Here is a 15708-nt window from a genome sequence, read left to right as displayed (position 1 = left end):
GTCAGTCCTCGCGCTCCCGCTCGGCCATCCGGATCACGCACACGGCCACGGCGACGAGCAGCGCCGCGTCCGCGTCCTCGCGGACCACGTTCACGGCGTACGTCTCGCGGACGCGGAACCACTGCCGGGAGATGTGGGCGAGGAGTTCGCCGTCGTACTCGACGGTGAACTCCCGGTCCAGGATCTTCCCGCTGACGTCCAGTTCGGTGCCCTCGACGAGCGTCACCCGGTAGTGGTTGCGCAGGAGCGAGAGCCGTTTGCGGCGGATGCTCGCGAGGGGGCGCTCGTCCCGCTCGATCGTCATCGCGTCCCGCAGGCTGAACATCTTCTGGCGCAGGGTGATCAGGACCTGCCCGTCGGGGTCCTTCAGCTCCAGGGTGTCGCGCAGCCGCATGGCCTTGCCGTCGACGAGGAAGGCGTGGCGGCCCTGCTCGTCCTCGATCCAGTAGTCGTCGCCGATCGCGAAGATCTTGTCCCGTACGAGATATTTCACGCGGATATGCCTGCCCCGTGGCGAGTCCTCTTACGCGACGCGGCTCACGCCGAGAAGGAGCGGGGTCGTACGGGTGTGATCCAGTGTTCATCGGCGGATGGCAAGCTTGAAGGATGAACGATGCCGCCCCGGCGCCCGAGCCCCGCCGACGTGCCCGTGTCCGTGCCCCCGAGCTGATCGGCAAGGGCGGCTGGCTGAACACGGGCGGAGACGAACTGACCCTCGCCGACCTGCGAGGAAAGATCGTTCTTCTCGATTTCTGGACCTTCTGCTGCGTGAACTGCCTGCACGTCCTCGACGAGCTGCGCGAGCTGGAGGAGAAGCACCGCGACACGCTCGTGATCGTCGGCGTGCACTCGCCGAAGTTCGTGCACGAGGCCGAGCACCAGGCCGTCGTCGACGCCGTCGAGCGGTACGAGGTGCACCACCCCGTGCTCGACGACCCGGAGCTCGCCACCTGGAAGCAGTACGCCGTCCGGGCCTGGCCCACGCTCGTCGTGATCGACCCCGAGGGGTACGTCGTCGCCCAGCACGCCGGTGAGGGGCACGCCAACGCCCTCCGGACGCTCGTCGAGGAGCTGGAGGCCGAGCACGGGGCCAAGGGGACGCTGCGGCGCGGGGACGGGCCGTACGTGGCGCCGGAGCCGGTGGCCACCGATCTGCGGTTCCCCGGCAAGGCGATCCTGCTGCCGTCCGGGAACTTCCTCGTCTCCGACACCACCCGGCACCAGCTCGTCGAGCTGAGCGCGGACGGCGAGACCGTCGTGCGGCGGATCGGGGACGGCGAGTTCCGCGAGCCGCAGGGCATCGCGGCGCTGCCCGACGGCAGGGTCGTCGTCGCCGACACCGTCCATCACGCCCTGCGTGTGTTCGACCCGGAGAGCGGTGCGATCGAGCGCGTCGCCGGCACCGGCAAGCAGTGGTGGCAGGGCTCGCCCACCTCCGGGCCCGCCCTGGAGGTCGACCTGTCCTCGCCGTGGGACGTCGCCTGGTGGCAGGGCAAGGTGTGGATCGCCATGGCCGGCGTCCACCAGCTGTGGACGTACGACCCCGAGAGCGGGACCGTCGAGGTCGCGGCCGGGACGACGAACGAGGGCCTCGTCGACGGGCCCGCCGCCGAGGCCTGGTTCGCGCAGCCGTCCGGGCTCGCCGCCACCGAGGACCGGCTGTGGATCGCCGACTCCGAGACCAGCTCCGTGCGCTGGATCGAGAAGGATGAGAAGAACGGGGAGGACGGGGACGGTGACGGGTACGTCGTGCGTACCGCCGTCGGCACCGGGCTCTTCGACTTCGGGCACCGCGACGGCGCCGCCGACCAGGCCCTGCTCCAGCACCCGCTGGGCGTGACGGCCCTCCCCGACGGCTCGGTCGCGATCAGCGACACGTACAACCACGCCCTGCGCCGCTTCGACCCGGCGACGGGCGAGGTGACGACGCTCGCCACCGATCTGCGCGAGCCGAGCGACGCCGTGCTCGTCGACGGCGACATCGTGGTCGTCGAGTCCGCCCGCCACCGGCTGACGCGGCTGCGGCTGCCCGAGGAGGCCGTGCGGGTCGAGTCGGTCGCCCACCGCACCAAGCGCGAGGCCACCGAGGTCGCCCCCGGCCGCCTCCGCCTCGACGTCGTCTTCCAGGCCCCGACGGGCCAGAAGCTCGACGACCGCTACGGCCCGTCGACCCGGCTCCTGGTCTCCTCGACCCCGCCGGAGCTGCTGCTGGGCGGCGAGGGCACGGGCACGGACCTCTTCCGGGAGCTCGACCTGAACCCGGAGCTCACGGAGGGCGTCCTGCACGTCTCCGCGATGGCGGCGTCCTGCGACGACGACCCGGACAACGAGTACCCGGCCTGCCACGTCCACCAGCAGGACTGGGGCGTCCCGCTGAAGGTCACGGAGACGGGCATCGCCCGGCTGCCGCTGATCCTCGCGGGCATGGACGGCTGACGGGACTCAGCGGACCAGGCCCTGGTTCCTGGACGGGCGCCCCGCGGCCCCGTCCAGGCACCCGGCGACCCAGGCCGCCGGGTCGTGGACGGCCCGGTCGCCGCCCATCCCCTGCCGCTCCATCAGCGCGCACTCCCCGGCGAGCAGCGCCTTCGTGCGCGAGCCGTCGGCGTCGTACCCGCGGATGCGGGAGGCCAGGACGAAACCGCCCTCGTAGGCGATGTCCGTGCCCCACGGCGGCCGGTCGTCGAACTGGGCGACGACGACGGCCGCCGCCGTCACGGCGAGCGTGACGGCGGCGGTGAGACCGGCGGTGAACTTCCCCCGGGACGGGCCCTCGTGACGGTGCATGAGGACGAGCCTGCCGAGCGGGGGCTTTCGCCGATGTTTCGCTCGGCTTCCGGGACGGGCTCAGCCCTCCAGGAAGGCGACCAGTGCGTTCGCGAGGAGGTACGGGTCGTCGGCGCCGCAGAGTTCGCGGGCGCTGTGCATGGAGAGGATCGCGACGCCGATGTCGACGGTCTTGATGCCGTGGCGGGCGGCGGTGATCGGGCCGATCGTCGTGCCGCAGGGCATGTCGTTGTTGGAGACGAACGACTGCCACGGCACGCCCGCCTTCTCGCAGGCGGCGGCGAAGACGGCCCGGCCGCTGCCGTCGGTGGCGTACCGCTGGTTGACGTTCACCTTGAGGATCGGGCCGCCGTTGACGCGCGGGTGGTGCGTCGGGTCGTGGCGCTCCGCGTAGTTGGGGTGGACGGCGTGGCCGGTGTCGGAGGAGAGGCAGACGGTGCCGGCGAAGGCGCGGGCGCGGTCCTCGTAGGAGCCGCCGCGGGCGTAGACCGAGCGCTCCAGGACGTTGCCGAGGAGCGGGCCCTGGGCGCCGGTGTCGGCCTCGGAGCCGTTCTCCTCGTGGTCGAAGGCGGCGAGGACCGGGATGTACGGGAGGTCGTCGCGGCCCGCGAGGGAGGCGAGCGCGGCGACGGAGGCGTGGACGGACAGGAGGTTGTCCATGCGCGGTCCGGCGAGGAGTTCGAGGTCGCGGCCGAGGTAGGCCGGGGCTTCGACGGGGTGGACCATGAGGTCCCAGCCCGTGACGTCCTCGGCGTCGACGCCGGCCTCGGCGGCGACGAAGGAGATCAGGTCGCCCTCGTGGACCTCGCCGATGCCCCAGATGGGCTGCATGTGGCGCTGGCGCTCCAGCTTGAGGCCGTCGTTGGCCCCGCGGTCCAGGTGGATGGCGAGCTGCGGGACGCGCAGCAGCGGCCGGTCGACGTTGACGAGGTGGTGGCTGCCGTCGCGGAGGGTGAGGCGGCCGGCGAGGCCGAGGTCGCGGTCGAGCCAGGTGTTGAGGAGGGTCCCGCCGTAGATCTCGACGGCGACCTGGCGCCAGCCCTGGGCGCCCATGTCGGGGCGGGGCTTGACGCGCAGGTTGGGGGAGTCGGTGTGGGCGCCGACGATGCGGTACGGGGTGTGGGCGGCGGCGCCCTCGGGCACGTACCAGGCGATGATCGCGCCGCCGCGGGTCACGTACTTCCCGCCGCTCGTTCCGTCCCACTCGGCGGTCTCCTCGACGCGCCGGAAACCGGCCTTCTCCAGGCGTTCGGCGGCACTGGCCACCGCGTGGTACGCCGACGGGGAGGCCGTCAGGAAGGACATGAGGTCATCGGTGTGACCGCGGTCGAAGGGGCCGGCTGTCGGGCGGGAGGCTGCGCTGCTCATGGGTTCACCTTAGCCAGGGACCGGAATGCGGATACGGGACCCCGGAGCAAGGACGCGGGAAGGCGGGGCCGGTGGGGCCGGGCCGGTGGAGCCGAGCCGGGGTGGGGCGGGTCCGGTGGAGCCGGGCCGTCGGGGTGAGGCGGGTCCGGGATGGAGCCGGGCCGTCGGGGTGGGGCGGGGCGGAGCCGGGCCACCGGGACCGGCGAGTGAGCCGAAGGGGCGCGGCCGGGGGAACGGTCCCGAGCGCGCGGAGGCCCCGACGAAGGAGGGGTCGAGCACGGTCGGGACCGTGAGCCCGGCTTGAGCGCCCCGGAGGCGAACCGAGCCCGAAGAAATACAGCACGGCCCGCCCCCCTCCCCGGGGACGGGCCGTGCCGGTATGGGCGAGGGACGTCCTAGAACGCGGCCTCGTCCAGGTCCATGAGCGAGCCCTCGACGGCCTCGGCGAGCGCGCGCTCGGCCGAGACGCCCGGCAGGACGTTGGCGGCGAAGAACTTCGCGGCCGCGATCTTGCCCTGGTAGAAGGCGACATCCTTGCCGGTGGCGCCCGCGGCCAGCTTCTCGGCGGCGACGGCCGCACCGCGCAGCAGCAGGTAGCCGACGACGACGTCGCCGGAGGCGAGCAGCAGGCGGGTGGTGTTGAGGCCGACCTTGTAGATGTTCTTGACGTCCTCGCCGGTGGCGGTGAGGTCGGTGATCATCGTGCCGACGATGCCTTCGAGGTCGACCGCGGCCTTGGCGAGCGCGTCGCGGGCGCCGGCCAGCTCCTCGCCGCCGGTGCCGACCGCGAGGAACTTCTTGATCTCCTCGGAGAGGGCGTTCAGGGACGCGCCCTGGTCGCGGACGATCTTCCGGAAGAAGAAGTCCTGGCCCTGGATGGCCGTGGTGCCCTCGTAGAGGGTGTCGATCTTGGCGTCCCGGATGTACTGCTCGATCGGGTACTCCTGGAGGAAGCCGGAGCCGCCGAAGGTCTGGAGCGACTGCGCGAGCTGCTCGTAGCCCTTCTCGGAGCCGTAGCCCTTCACGATCGGGAGCAGCAGGTCGTTCAGGCCGTGGAGCGCCTTGACGTCCTCGCCGGCCGCTTCCTTGATCGCGATCTCGTCCTGCACGGAGGCCGTGTAGAGGACGAGGGTGCGCATGCCCTCGGCGTACGCCTTCTGCGTCATCAGCGAGCGGCGGACGTCGGGGTGGTGCGTGATGGTGACCTTGGGCGCGGCCTTGTCCATGAAGTTGGCCAGGTCGGTGCCCTGGACGCGCTCCTTGGCGTACTCCAGGGCGTTGAGGTAGCCCGTGGAGAGGGTGGAGATCGCCTTCGTGCCGACCATCATGCGGGCGAACTCGATGATGAGGAACATCTGGCGGATGCCCTCGTGCTTGTCGCCGATGAGCCAGCCCTTGGCGGGGTGCTGGTCGCCGAAGGTCATCTCGCACGTGTTGGAGGCCTTGAGGCCCATCTTGTGCTCGACGTTCGTCGCGTAGACGCCGTTGCGCGCGCCGAGCTCGCCGGTCTCCCAGTCGAACTCGTACTTCGGGACGAGGAAGAGGGAGAGGCCCTTGGTGCCGGGGCCGGCACCCTCGGGGCGGGCGAGGACGTAGTGGAGGATGTTCTCCTCCATGTCGTGCTCGCCGGAGGTGATGAAGCGCTTCACGCCCTCGATGTGCCAGGAGCCGTCCTCCTGCTGGACGGCCTTGGTGCGGCCGGCGCCGACGTCGGAGCCGGCGTCGGGCTCGGTGAGGACCATGGTGGAGCCCCAGCGCTTCTCGACCGCGATCTGGGCGACCTTCTTCTGCGCCTCGTTGCCCTCGTTGTAGAGGACGCCGGCGAAGGCCGGGCCGGAGGAGTACATCCAGATGGCCGGGTTCGAGCCGAGGAGCAGTTCGGCGTAGGCCCAGACGAGGGAGCGCGGGGCGGTGGTGCCGCCGATGCCCTCGGGGATGCCGAGGCGCCAGTACTCGGAGTCCATGAAGGCCTTGTAGGACTTCTTGAAGGAGGCCGGAACGGGGGCGGTGTTGGTCTCCGGGTCGAAGACCGGCGGGTTGCGGTCGGCGTCGGTGAAGGACTCCGCGAGCTCGTTCTCGGCGAGGCGGCGGATCTCGTCGAGGATGCTCTTGGCGGTCTCGACGTCCATCTCCTCGAACGGACCGGTTCCGTACACCTTGTCGCGGCCGAGGACCTCGAAGAGGTTGAACTCGATGTCGCGGAGATTCGACTTGTAGTGCCCCATGGCGACGGCTCCGTTAAGGCTCGGGGAGGCAGGTTCCTCGTACACGTACCAGCGAGTAGCAACACGCTCTCTCCGATGATGCTACCCACCGGTAATAAGAGCAACCCCTTCCGGGCCATCTGTGACGCAGTAGGCTCAGGGCCCATGTACGGCTACGACCAGAATCCGGGTGCCCAGCAGCAGTACGCCCCGCCGCAGCAGGGGTACGCGCAGCAGCCTCCGCTCTATCCGGAGCCCTCGCCTCCGTCTCTCGCCGACGCCGTACGCGCCTTCACGACCGGCACCCTCGCCCCCGAGGACTTCCAGCAGATCTTCGCGACGTCGAAGGTCTACTGCCCGCGCGGCGACAACCCCGGCTTCCTGGCCCTGCACAACACCCAGCAGCCGGTGATCCCGATGTTCACCACGCTCAAGGAGCTGCGGCGGTACGCGGGCAAGGAGTCGAAGTACTTCGTCATCACCGGCGCCGAGGTGATCGACCTGCTGCCCACCGGCTACGGCTTCGTCCTCGACATGGAGGGCGACCACCGCATGGTCTTCGACGCCAAGGCCGTCGAGCAGATGGTCGACTACGCGATGCGCCGGATGTACGGCTGACCGATTCTTGACCCATGGGGCGCCCGGGAGGAATTCCTCCCGGGCGTTCCGCGTTCCTGGTGGCAGAAAGTTCAGCGTTCAACTAAAGTGGACGTAACAAGGTCGCACCTAGGAGGTCCGGTCATGCCCGCAGTGACTGTCGAGAACCCGCTCACCCTGCCGCGCGTCGGCGCCCCGGCCGACGCCGCATCCCGCCCCGTGCTCGCCGTCACCACGGCCCCGTCCGGCTTCGAGGGCGAGGGATTCCCGGTGCGCCGCGCGTTCGCCGGGATCAACTACCAGTACCTCGACCCGTTCATCATGATGGACCAGATGGGCGAGGTGGAGTACGCCCCCGGCGAGCCCAAGGGCACGCCCTGGCACCCCCACCGCGGCTTCGAGACCGTCACCTACATCATCGACGGGATCTTCGACCACCAGGACTCCAACGGCGGCGGCGGCACCATCACCAACGGCGACACCCAGTGGATGACAGCAGGTAGCGGCCTGCTTCACATCGAGGCCCCGCCGGAGTCCCTCGTCGTCAGCGGCGGACTCTTCCACGGCCTCCAGCTCTGGGTGAACCTCCCCGCGGCCGACAAGATGATGGCCCCCCGCTACCAGGACATCCGCGGCGGCCAGGTCCAGCTGCTCACCTCCCCCGACGGCGGCGCGCTGCTCCGGGTCATCGCGGGCGAACTCGACGGCCACGAGGGCCCCGGCATCACCCACACCCCGATCACGATGATCCACGCCACCCTGCGTCCCGGCGCCGAGATCAGCCTGCCGTGGCGCGAGGACTTCAACGGCCTCGCGTACGTCCTCGCCGGCCGCGGCACCGTCGGCGCCGACCGCCGGCCCGTCCACACGGGCCAGACCGCCGTCTTCGGCAAGGGCGGCGCGCTCACGGTCCGCGCGGACGAGAAGCAGGACGGCCACACGCCGGACCTGGAGGTCGTGCTCCTGGGCGGGCAGCCGATCCGCGAGCCCATGGCGCACTACGGCCCGTTCGTCATGAACACCCAGGCCGAACTCCGCCAGGCCTTCGAGGACTTCCAGGCGGGCCGGCTCGGCACGATCCCGGCCGTCCACGGCATGGGGGAGTAGTACACAGCCCGTGTTGACGGGCCGTCACCCGTACGGCCGTCAGCGCGCGACGACACGCCGACGGGCGTGGTCCGGTGGACGGGTGCAGACGACCCGAGCGCTCCTCCCCGAACCCGCCCGTCGCTTCGCCGCCTGGTGTGTCGTCCTGCTGCTCGCCGCGGGGGTCTTCGCCATCGGGATCTGGCTGTGCGTCGTCTTCCAGACGGCCGTCACCCCCGTCCTGCTCGCAATCCTCGGCACCGCGCTCCTCGGGCCGCTCTACCGGCGGCTCCTGCGCATGAAGGTGCGGAAGTCGCTCGCCGCCGGACTCACCGTCGTCGCCGTCGTCGCGGTCGTCGGCGGAGCCACGTACATCGTCGTCCTCGCGCTCATCGACACCGGCGACCAGATCATCGCCTCGCTGCGGCAGGCCGCCGCCGACATCGCGGAGCACCTCGGCGCCGCCGGGACCTCCCTCGACGACCTCGCCAAGAACGCCGAGGGCCTCCTCAAGCAGTTCGGCGGCACCGCCGCCTCCGGGGTGATCAGCGGGCTCAGCGTCGTCGCCCAGATGCTCGCCACCGCCGTCCTCGCCCTGCTCCTCATCTTCTTCTTCCTGAAGGACTCCGACCGGGCCGCCGGCGCCCTGCGCTCCCTCGCCCCCCGCGCCACCGGCGACACCGTCGAGGCCATGGCCCGACGGGCCTTCGAGGCCGTCGAGGGCTACATGCGCGGCACGACCTTCGTCGCCCTCGTCGACGCCGTCATCATCGGCGCCGGACTGCTCGTCCTCTCCGTGCCCGGCGCGGTGGGACTCGCCGCGCTCGTCTTCGTCACCGCCTACATCCCGTACCTCGGCGCCTTCCTCTCCGGCGCCGTCGCCGTCCTCGTCGCCCTCGCCGACCGGGGCTTCGTCATCGCGCTGTGGGTGCTCGGCATCGTCCTCGCCGTCCAGGTCCTGGAGGGGAACGTCCTCCAGCCCTTCGTGCAGAGCAAGACCGTGCAGATGCACCCGGCCGCCGTCATGCTCGCGATCACGGCGGGCGCGTCCGTCGCGGGCATCCTGGGCATGCTCCTCGCCGTACCGCTGACCGCCGCCGCGACCGGGGTCCTCGGCGAACTGCGCGCGCGGTACGGGGCGCCCCGCGAGGCGCCCGAGGAGAGCAGCCCTCAGGGCGTATCCGACCCTGATCCGCCGGACAGGCCCTAAGCGGCCGCCATCCCGCCCGGCTCGAACGAGGCCAGCATCTGCTCAAGGGCCGCCTGGTCGGGCCCCACGAACGGGTCGGAGTCCGGGGCCATCGCGATCGTCTCCAGCATCCGGCCGGTCATCCGCACGGCCGGCGGCAGATGCGTGCACAGCACGATCTCCGGGTTCATCTCCCGCAGCGGCGCGATCGTCGCCCGGTACTTCTCCGCGTCCACGAGGTGCACCCACGGGCTGTCGAGCGTCGCCCACAGCAGCTGCGCCCGCCGCAGCTCCTCCGGCTTCAGGTCGCCCGCGTGCCCGCTCTCGGCGATCTCGACGCTCGGCATCGGGCCGCCGAAGCAGTCGGAGCTGAAGCAGATCCGGGTCCGGTCGTCGTAGAAGCCGACGGTCGCGGGGTTGTCGAAGAGCGGCGGCCGGAAGGCGTGCAGGGTGCGGTCGCCGACGTCGAGGGACTCGCCCGGGTTGAGGAAGTACACCCGGTCCATGGGCAGGGCCCGCTCGGTCATCATGATGCCGAAGCCGACGAAGGTCGTGACCACACGCGCGTCCGGGGCCGAGTCGAGCAGGTCGAAGATCCCGCCCGTGTGGTCGCGGTCGGGGTGGGTGAGCCAGATCCAGCGCACGTCCGCCGGGTCCATGATCCCGCCGAGCGCCGCGACGAAGTCACGGTCCGCGACGGAGAGACCGGTGTCGACGACGACCGGTTCGGCGGCGGTGAGGACGAAGGCGTTGACGGGGATGTGGCCGACCCCCGGTGCTTCGAGGCTGTCGGCCAGCACGGTGGTGTCACTGCCGACCTTGTGGATGTCCATGGCACGCTCCGTGGTCCCCCCGGCGGCCGTACTACACCAGTCTGCGCCGTACGAGGGGGCCGCGCGCGCCGTACGAGGGAGCCGGCGTGCGCCGTACGAGGGGGCCGCGTGCGCCGTACGGCCCACAGCGGGCAGGGCCCAGAGCCGACCTACCCGCAGCAGCCCTGCCCCGACGGCGGCTCGTTCAGCTCGAACCAGATCGACTTGCCCTCGCCCCGCGGGTCGAAGCCCCACGCGTCCGCCAGCATCTCCATCAGGAGCAGCCCGCGGCCGCTCGACGCCATCTCGCCCGGGTGCCGCTTGTGCGGCAGCTCGTCGCTCTGGTCGGAGACCTCGACGCGCAGCCGCCGCGACTCCTCGCCGCAGGCGACCTCGGCGACCAGGAGCGCGTCGCCGTCGGTGTGGACGAGGACGTTGGTGACCATCTCGGAGACCATGAGCACGGCCGAGTCGAGCTGGTCCTCGTCCTTCCAGTCGTGCAGGAGCTGGCGCAGCTGCTCGCGCGCCTCGGCGATCCGCTCCGGCTCCGCCTGGGCGATGGTCATCAGGGTCCGGCGCGGGGCCTCCGGCAGCGCGCCCCCGGGCCGGCGGGAGAGCAGCAGGACCGCGATGTCGTCCTCGCGGCGGTCGGCGAGCGGGCCCGTCGTGTGGTGCGAGCCGGGGCCGTGGACGGCCTCGACGAGGGTGTCGGCGAGCTGCTCCAGGTCCTCGCCGTCGTGGGACTCCAGGAGCGTCCTGACCCGCTCCCAGCCGGTGTCCAGGTCGTGCCCGCCGGTCTCCAGGAGGCCGTCGGTGCAGATCATCAGGGTCTCGCCGGGTTCCAGGGTGAGCCGGGTCGTGGGGTAGTCGGTGTCGGGGTCGATGCCGAGGGGCAGGCCGCCGGCCGTGGGCCTGAGGAGAACCGTTCCGTCGTTCATCCGTACGGCCGGGTCCGGATGCCCGGCCCGGGCGATGTCGACCGTGCCCGTCTCCAGGTCGACCTCCAGGTAGAGGCAGGTCGCGAAGCGCGGGCCGACGTTCTCCCCGTCGTCCCCGTCCGTGATCCCGTACAGGAAGCGCGAGGCGCGCGACAGCACGGCGTCCGGCCGGTGGCCCTCGGAGGCGTACGCGCGCAGGGCGATCCGCAGCTGCCCCATCAGGCCCGCGGCCCGCACGTCGTGGCCCTGGACGTCGCCGATGACGAGGGCGATGCGCCCGGCGCCGCGCCCGCCGGCGCGGGTGGTGCCGCCGGGCAGCCGGATCATGTCGTACCAGTCGCCGCCGACCTGGAGCCCGCCGCCGGTCGGCACGTACCGGGCGGCGACCTGGATGCCGGGGATGCCGGGGCCGAGGACCGGCATCATCGTCCGCTGGAGGCCGAGCGACAGCTCGCGCTCCGACTCGGCCACCCCGGCGCGCGCGAGGGCCTGCGCGAGCATCCGCGCGACCGTCGTGAGCACCGAGCGCTCGTCGGGCGTGAAGGCGACCGGGTGCTTGAAGGCGGCCATCCAGGCGCCCATCGTGCGCCCGGCGACGACGAGCGGCACGAACGCCCAGGAGCGGCGGCCGAAGCGCTGGGCGAGCGGCCAGGTGGTGGGGTACCGGCGCAGGTACTCCTCCGGCGTCGGCAGATAGATCGCGCGCCCGGTCCGTACGACGGCGGCCGCCGGGTAGTCGGTGTCGAGCGCCATCGACGAGAACGGACCCTCGTCGCCCTGGCTGTGCCCGTGGTGGCCGATGACGGTCAGCCGGTCGCCGGCCACGCCGAAGACGGCGAGCCCGTCCGGCGAGAAGCCGGGCATCGACAGGGAGGCCGCCACCCGCAGCACCTCGGCGGTCGAGCGGGCCTCCGCCAGGGCCCGTCCCGCGTCGAGGAGGAAGGCCTCGCGGGAGCGGCGCCAGTCGCCGGTGATCGGGGTGTGCGCGGCGGTGCCGGGCTGCTGCTCGGCGACTTCCTGGAGGGTGCCGACGAGCTGGTAGTCGTTGCCCTCGATGAGGGGCTTGGACCTGCTCCGTACGGTACGGATCACCCGGCCGTGCTCGTCCATGATCCGCAGCCGGGCCTCGGCGAGGGTGCCCTCGGCGACGGCCAGATTGACGACCCCGTCGATCTCGTTCCAGTCGACCGGGTGAAATCGCGAGCGTACGGCCGCCTCGGTGAGCTGCACCGATGCGGCGGGCAGCCCGAGCAGCCGGGCCGCCTCGGCGTCGAGCGAGACGATCCCGGACGCGTTGTCCCAGCGCCACAGGCCGGTCGCGATCGCGGCCAGGACGTCCTCGGTGCGCATTGCCCTACTTTATGAATATCGGACAGCAGGTCGCCACTGAGAGTATTCGAAAAGGGATCATGGGGCGGCCGGTACCCTGGGTGCGTCTGTCGGCGTGTTCCTGTGACTTGCGTCCCGTAAGTGACGGGCGTGCGACGACGGCGCCCCATCCCAAGATCCCGATCCCGAAGACTGGATGAACGACGATGCATCGGTACAGGTCCCACACCTGCGGCGAGCTCCGCGCCTCTGACGTCGGCACCGACGTCCGGCTGAGCGGCTGGCTGCACAATCGGCGCGACCTGGGCGGCATCCTCTTCATCGATCTGCGCGACCACTACGGCATCACGCAGCTCGTCGCCCGCCCCGGCACCGCCGCGGCCGAGGTCCTCGACAAGCTGACGAAGGAGACCGTCGTCCGCGTCGACGGCAAGGTCGTCTCGCGTGGCGCGGAGAACGTCAACCCGGAGCTGCCCTCCGGCGAGATCGAGATCGAGGCCGTCGAGGTCGAGGTCCTGGGCGCGGCCAAGCAGATCCCCTTCACCGTCAACACCGACGACGGCGTGAACGAGGAGCGGCGCCTGGAGTACCGCTTCCTCGACCTGCGCCGCGAGCGCATGCACCGCAACATCATGCTGCGCTCCGCCGTCATCGCCTCCATCCGTTCGAAGATGGTGGCCCTCGGCTTCAACGAGATGGCGACCCCGATCCTCGCCGCGACCTCCCCCGAGGGCGCCCGCGACTTCGTCGTCCCGTCCCGTCTGAACCCGGGCAAGTTCTACGCGCTGCCGCAGGCGCCCCAGCAGTTCAAGCAGCTGCTGATGATCTCCGGCTTCGACCGCTACTTCCAGATCGCGCCCTGCTTCCGCGACGAGGACGCCCGCGCCGACCGTTCGCCGGGCGAGTTCTACCAGCTCGACGTCGAGATGAGCTTCGTCGAGCAGGAAGACGTCTTCCAGCCGATCGAGAAGCTGATGACGGAGATCTTCGAGGAGTTCGGCGGCGGGCGTCACGTCACGTCCCCGTTCCCCCGCATCCCGTTCCGCGAGTCGATGCTCAAGTACGGCAACGACAAGCCCGACCTGCGCACCGCCCTCGAACTCGTCGACATCTCCGACGTCTTCGAGGCCTCGGAGTTCAAGGCCTTCGCCGGCAAGCACGTCCGCGCGCTCGCCGTGCCGAACACGGGCGACCAGCCCCGCAAGTTCTTCGACGCGCTGGGCGACTTCGCGGTCTCCCTCGGCGCGAAGGGCCTGGCCTGGGTCCGCGTCGGCGAGGGCAACGCCCTGACCGGCCCGATCGCCAAGTTCCTCACCGAGGAGAACGTCAAGGTCCTCACCGAGCGCCTCGGCCTGGAGCCGGGCCACGCGATCTTCTTCGGCGCGGGCGAGTTCGACGAGGTCTCCAAGATCATGGGCCCGGTCCGGGTCGAGGCCGCCAAGCGCGCCGGCCAGTTCGAGGAGAACGTCTTCCGCTTCGCGTGGATCGTGGACTTCCCGATGTACGAGCGGGACGAGGAGACCGGCAAGATCGACTTCTCGCACAACCCGTTCTCCATGCCGCAGGGCGGCATCGAGGCCCTGGAGACCCAGGACCCGCTGGACGTCCTCGGCTGGCAGTACGACATCGTCTGCAACGGCATCGAGCTGTCCTCGGGCGCGATCCGGAACCACGAGCCCGAGATCATGTTCAAGGCCTTCGAGATCGCGGGCTACTCGCGCGAGACGGTCGAGCACGAGTTCGCGGGCATGCTCCGCGCCTTCGAGTACGGCGCCCCGCCGCACGGCGGCATCGCCCCCGGCGTCGACCGCATCGTCATGCTCCTCGCGGACGAGCCCAACATCCGCGAGACGATCGCCTTCCCGCTCAACGGCAACGCCCAGGACCTCCTGATGGGCGCCCCCACCGAACTGGACGAGTCCCGCCTGCGCGAGTTGAACATCCAGCTCCGCAAGCCGGTGGAGAAGGCGACGGATAAGCCCTCCGAAACCCGCCCGGTCACGGACGCGGTCCACCCGGACGCGGCGCGCTAGTCACCCTGACGAAGGGCCCGGGACCGCACGACGGTCCCGGGCCCTTCGTCATGAGCACGCACGCGGGACGCTTCGGCCATGGCCATGTGCGACAGCCCGTCTTCGTACTTCCCCGAGATTGCGGCCAGGGCCAGACCGCCCCATCGGAGCCTGACCTCGGCGAGGAGTTCGGAGCGTTGCATGCGCCCGACAGCGAGGTCACGCACCTGCTCCCAGCACTGCGGCGAACAGGACCTCACCCCGGGCTTCTCCAAGGACTGCTCAAGGCTCTCCAACGAGGCACGTCCGATTCCGCCGGAGCCTTGGAGCCGACAGAGCGCCGCGCCGTCACACTGCGCGGAGTCGGCGGAATTCATGCGGGGTGCGAGGGAAGGAGGAAGAGAGGATGCTCGACTGCAGCTCTCCATCAAGAGAGGAAGCGAGGAACTGTGTGCAGGATGCAGAGAAATGCTCCCATCGGTCGCCGCGTGCCTCGTTCACCATGACGGTCCATTGGTCCGGGTCAAGGTCGGGTCGAACAAGCCAGTAGAGGCATTCTCCGTTGTCCGTGGTCGCCCATGGGATGACTCGGGACCCCTCGGCCTCCAGTTCCGCCGGCTTCTCCTCGAATTCCCAAAGGGCTTCCAGGTCTTCGGCCTGGTGCTCCGCCCATTCGATGAGGTCGTAGTTCCGGTTGGGGCAGCCGGGTTCGAGTACGTACAGGTAGTCGTCCCAGTTGCTTCCTCCGTAAAGGTGGATGAGCTCCTTGTAGTCGGAGGGAAGCTCGACACCCAGGCTGCGCTCGGCATCGCCCCAACCCTTCCGTCGGGGCTCACCACACGCTGGGGCGAACTCGAGGAGACGGGCCAGGGCGTTGCTCACGGCGGGGTTCCTTTCCCTGAGGGCCAATGGGTCCGGACGACAAGCATGACTTCAGGCCGATGTGACGAGGCTTTGGATCCTCTCCCGCAGCTCACTGTCCGTCAGGTCGGCGGGCTCTCTGCGGCCCTCCGGGCTTCCCACCATCCGTCGGCGAATTCAGCAGCAGTGCATGTTCCCTGGCTAAAGGTGCTGAGCAGTGACATCAGGCGGGCTGTAGCAGTGCCTGGCGTGACATCACTGGGGTGCGACCACGCTCTGTGCGCAGGCGGGTAGGCGGTGGCGGCCTCCTGGAGATGAGCCCGCCTCTTCTTCATCTGTCGTGCGTAGCGCCCGAATCGTGCGCGTGCCGCATCGATTCCTTCAGCCACTGCGCCGGTCAGGGACGCCTCAGTGCCGGCGATCAGTGTGTATCCCGGCTCGGGGAACAGCACGGCTCCTTGCAGGTCTGGGGTGTACAGAATCGCAGGAGGCGCAAGGCCGGCGAGGCCGGTCTCGGTGGGCCGG

Annotated in this window: 12 protein-coding genes; 5 read left to right on the top strand and 7 right to left on the bottom strand. The window is 70.6% G+C overall.

Annotated elements, in window-relative coordinates; genetic code table 11:
* Position 1: 1 nt before the first annotated feature.
* Positions 2–493 (bottom strand): LURP-one-related/scramblase family protein, encoded by a 492-nt coding sequence (locus ACZ6K0_RS20055; RefSeq protein ID WP_376397618.1) that lies wholly within the window; start codon positions 491–493, stop codon positions 2–4.
* 113 nt (positions 494–606) lie between these two features.
* On the opposite strand from ACZ6K0_RS20055, the gene ACZ6K0_RS20050 reads away from it, so the two are divergent.
* A complete protein-coding gene (locus ACZ6K0_RS20050) occupies positions 607–2436 on the top strand; it encodes an NHL domain-containing thioredoxin family protein (RefSeq protein WP_469231178.1) in 1830 nt (609 codons plus the stop codon).
* Between the two features lie 6 nt (positions 2437–2442).
* On the opposite strand, the gene ACZ6K0_RS20045 is transcribed toward ACZ6K0_RS20050, so the two are convergent.
* The 3 genes from ACZ6K0_RS20045 to ACZ6K0_RS20035 form a co-directional block, all read right to left on the bottom strand.
* Positions 2443–2787: a hypothetical protein gene (locus ACZ6K0_RS20045; RefSeq protein ID WP_469231176.1), complete on the bottom strand. Its 345-nt coding sequence runs from the start codon at positions 2785–2787 to the stop codon at positions 2443–2445.
* Between the two features lie 60 nt (positions 2788–2847).
* The gene (locus ACZ6K0_RS20040; protein ID WP_376397608.1) at positions 2848–4155 is read right to left on the bottom strand and encodes a M18 family aminopeptidase; all 1308 of its coding nucleotides are present in this window, start codon (positions 4153–4155) and stop codon (positions 2848–2850) included.
* 395 nt (positions 4156–4550) lie between these two features.
* Positions 4551–6380, bottom strand: a complete 1830-nt coding sequence (locus ACZ6K0_RS20035; RefSeq protein ID WP_376397605.1) for an acyl-CoA dehydrogenase — start codon at positions 6378–6380, stop codon at positions 4551–4553.
* A gap of 144 nt (positions 6381–6524) precedes the next feature.
* Between ACZ6K0_RS20035 and ACZ6K0_RS20030 the strand changes: the two genes are divergently transcribed.
* The 3 genes from ACZ6K0_RS20030 to ACZ6K0_RS20020 all read left to right on the top strand — a co-directional run bounded on the left by ACZ6K0_RS20030 (position 6525) and on the right by ACZ6K0_RS20020 (position 9252).
* Positions 6525–6977, top strand: coding sequence for an SseB family protein (locus ACZ6K0_RS20030; protein WP_317597074.1), 453 nt, complete (start codon positions 6525–6527; stop codon positions 6975–6977).
* A gap of 123 nt (positions 6978–7100) precedes the next feature.
* Complete coding sequence (locus ACZ6K0_RS20025; RefSeq protein ID WP_469231173.1) at positions 7101–8063, top strand: pirin family protein; 963 nt, start codon at positions 7101–7103, stop codon at positions 8061–8063.
* 82 nt (positions 8064–8145) lie between these two features.
* Positions 8146–9252: an AI-2E family transporter gene (locus ACZ6K0_RS20020; RefSeq protein WP_469231171.1), complete on the top strand. Its 1107-nt coding sequence runs from the start codon at positions 8146–8148 to the stop codon at positions 9250–9252.
* Here the strand turns inward: ACZ6K0_RS20020 and ACZ6K0_RS20015 are convergent.
* Together ACZ6K0_RS20015 and ACZ6K0_RS20010 are read right to left on the bottom strand one after the other, a co-directional pair.
* On the bottom strand, positions 9249–10064 hold the full coding sequence (locus ACZ6K0_RS20015) for an MBL fold metallo-hydrolase (RefSeq protein ID WP_376397596.1): 816 nt from the start codon (positions 10062–10064) through the stop codon (positions 9249–9251). The two genes, ACZ6K0_RS20020 and ACZ6K0_RS20015, sit on opposite strands and share 4 nt — an antisense overlap.
* A gap of 149 nt (positions 10065–10213) precedes the next feature.
* Complete coding sequence (locus ACZ6K0_RS20010; protein WP_376397593.1) at positions 10214–12331, bottom strand: SpoIIE family protein phosphatase; 2118 nt, start codon at positions 12329–12331, stop codon at positions 10214–10216.
* 185 nt (positions 12332–12516) lie between these two features.
* Between ACZ6K0_RS20010 and aspS the strand changes: the two genes are divergently transcribed.
* Entirely contained in the window at positions 12517–14343 is a 1827-nt protein-coding gene (aspS, locus tag ACZ6K0_RS20005) for an aspartate--tRNA ligase (protein ID WP_469231169.1), read from the top strand.
* Between the two features lie 327 nt (positions 14344–14670).
* On the opposite strand, the gene ACZ6K0_RS20000 is transcribed toward aspS, so the two are convergent.
* A complete protein-coding gene (locus ACZ6K0_RS20000) occupies positions 14671–15204 on the bottom strand; it encodes an SMI1/KNR4 family protein (protein WP_469231167.1) in 534 nt (177 codons plus the stop codon).
* Positions 15205–15708 lie beyond the last annotated feature (504 nt).

The organism is Streptomyces sp. NPDC042346 (assembly GCF_055581845.1).
Note: the sequence above shows the minus strand (reverse complement) of the source record. Positions and strands in the feature narration are given on the sequence as shown.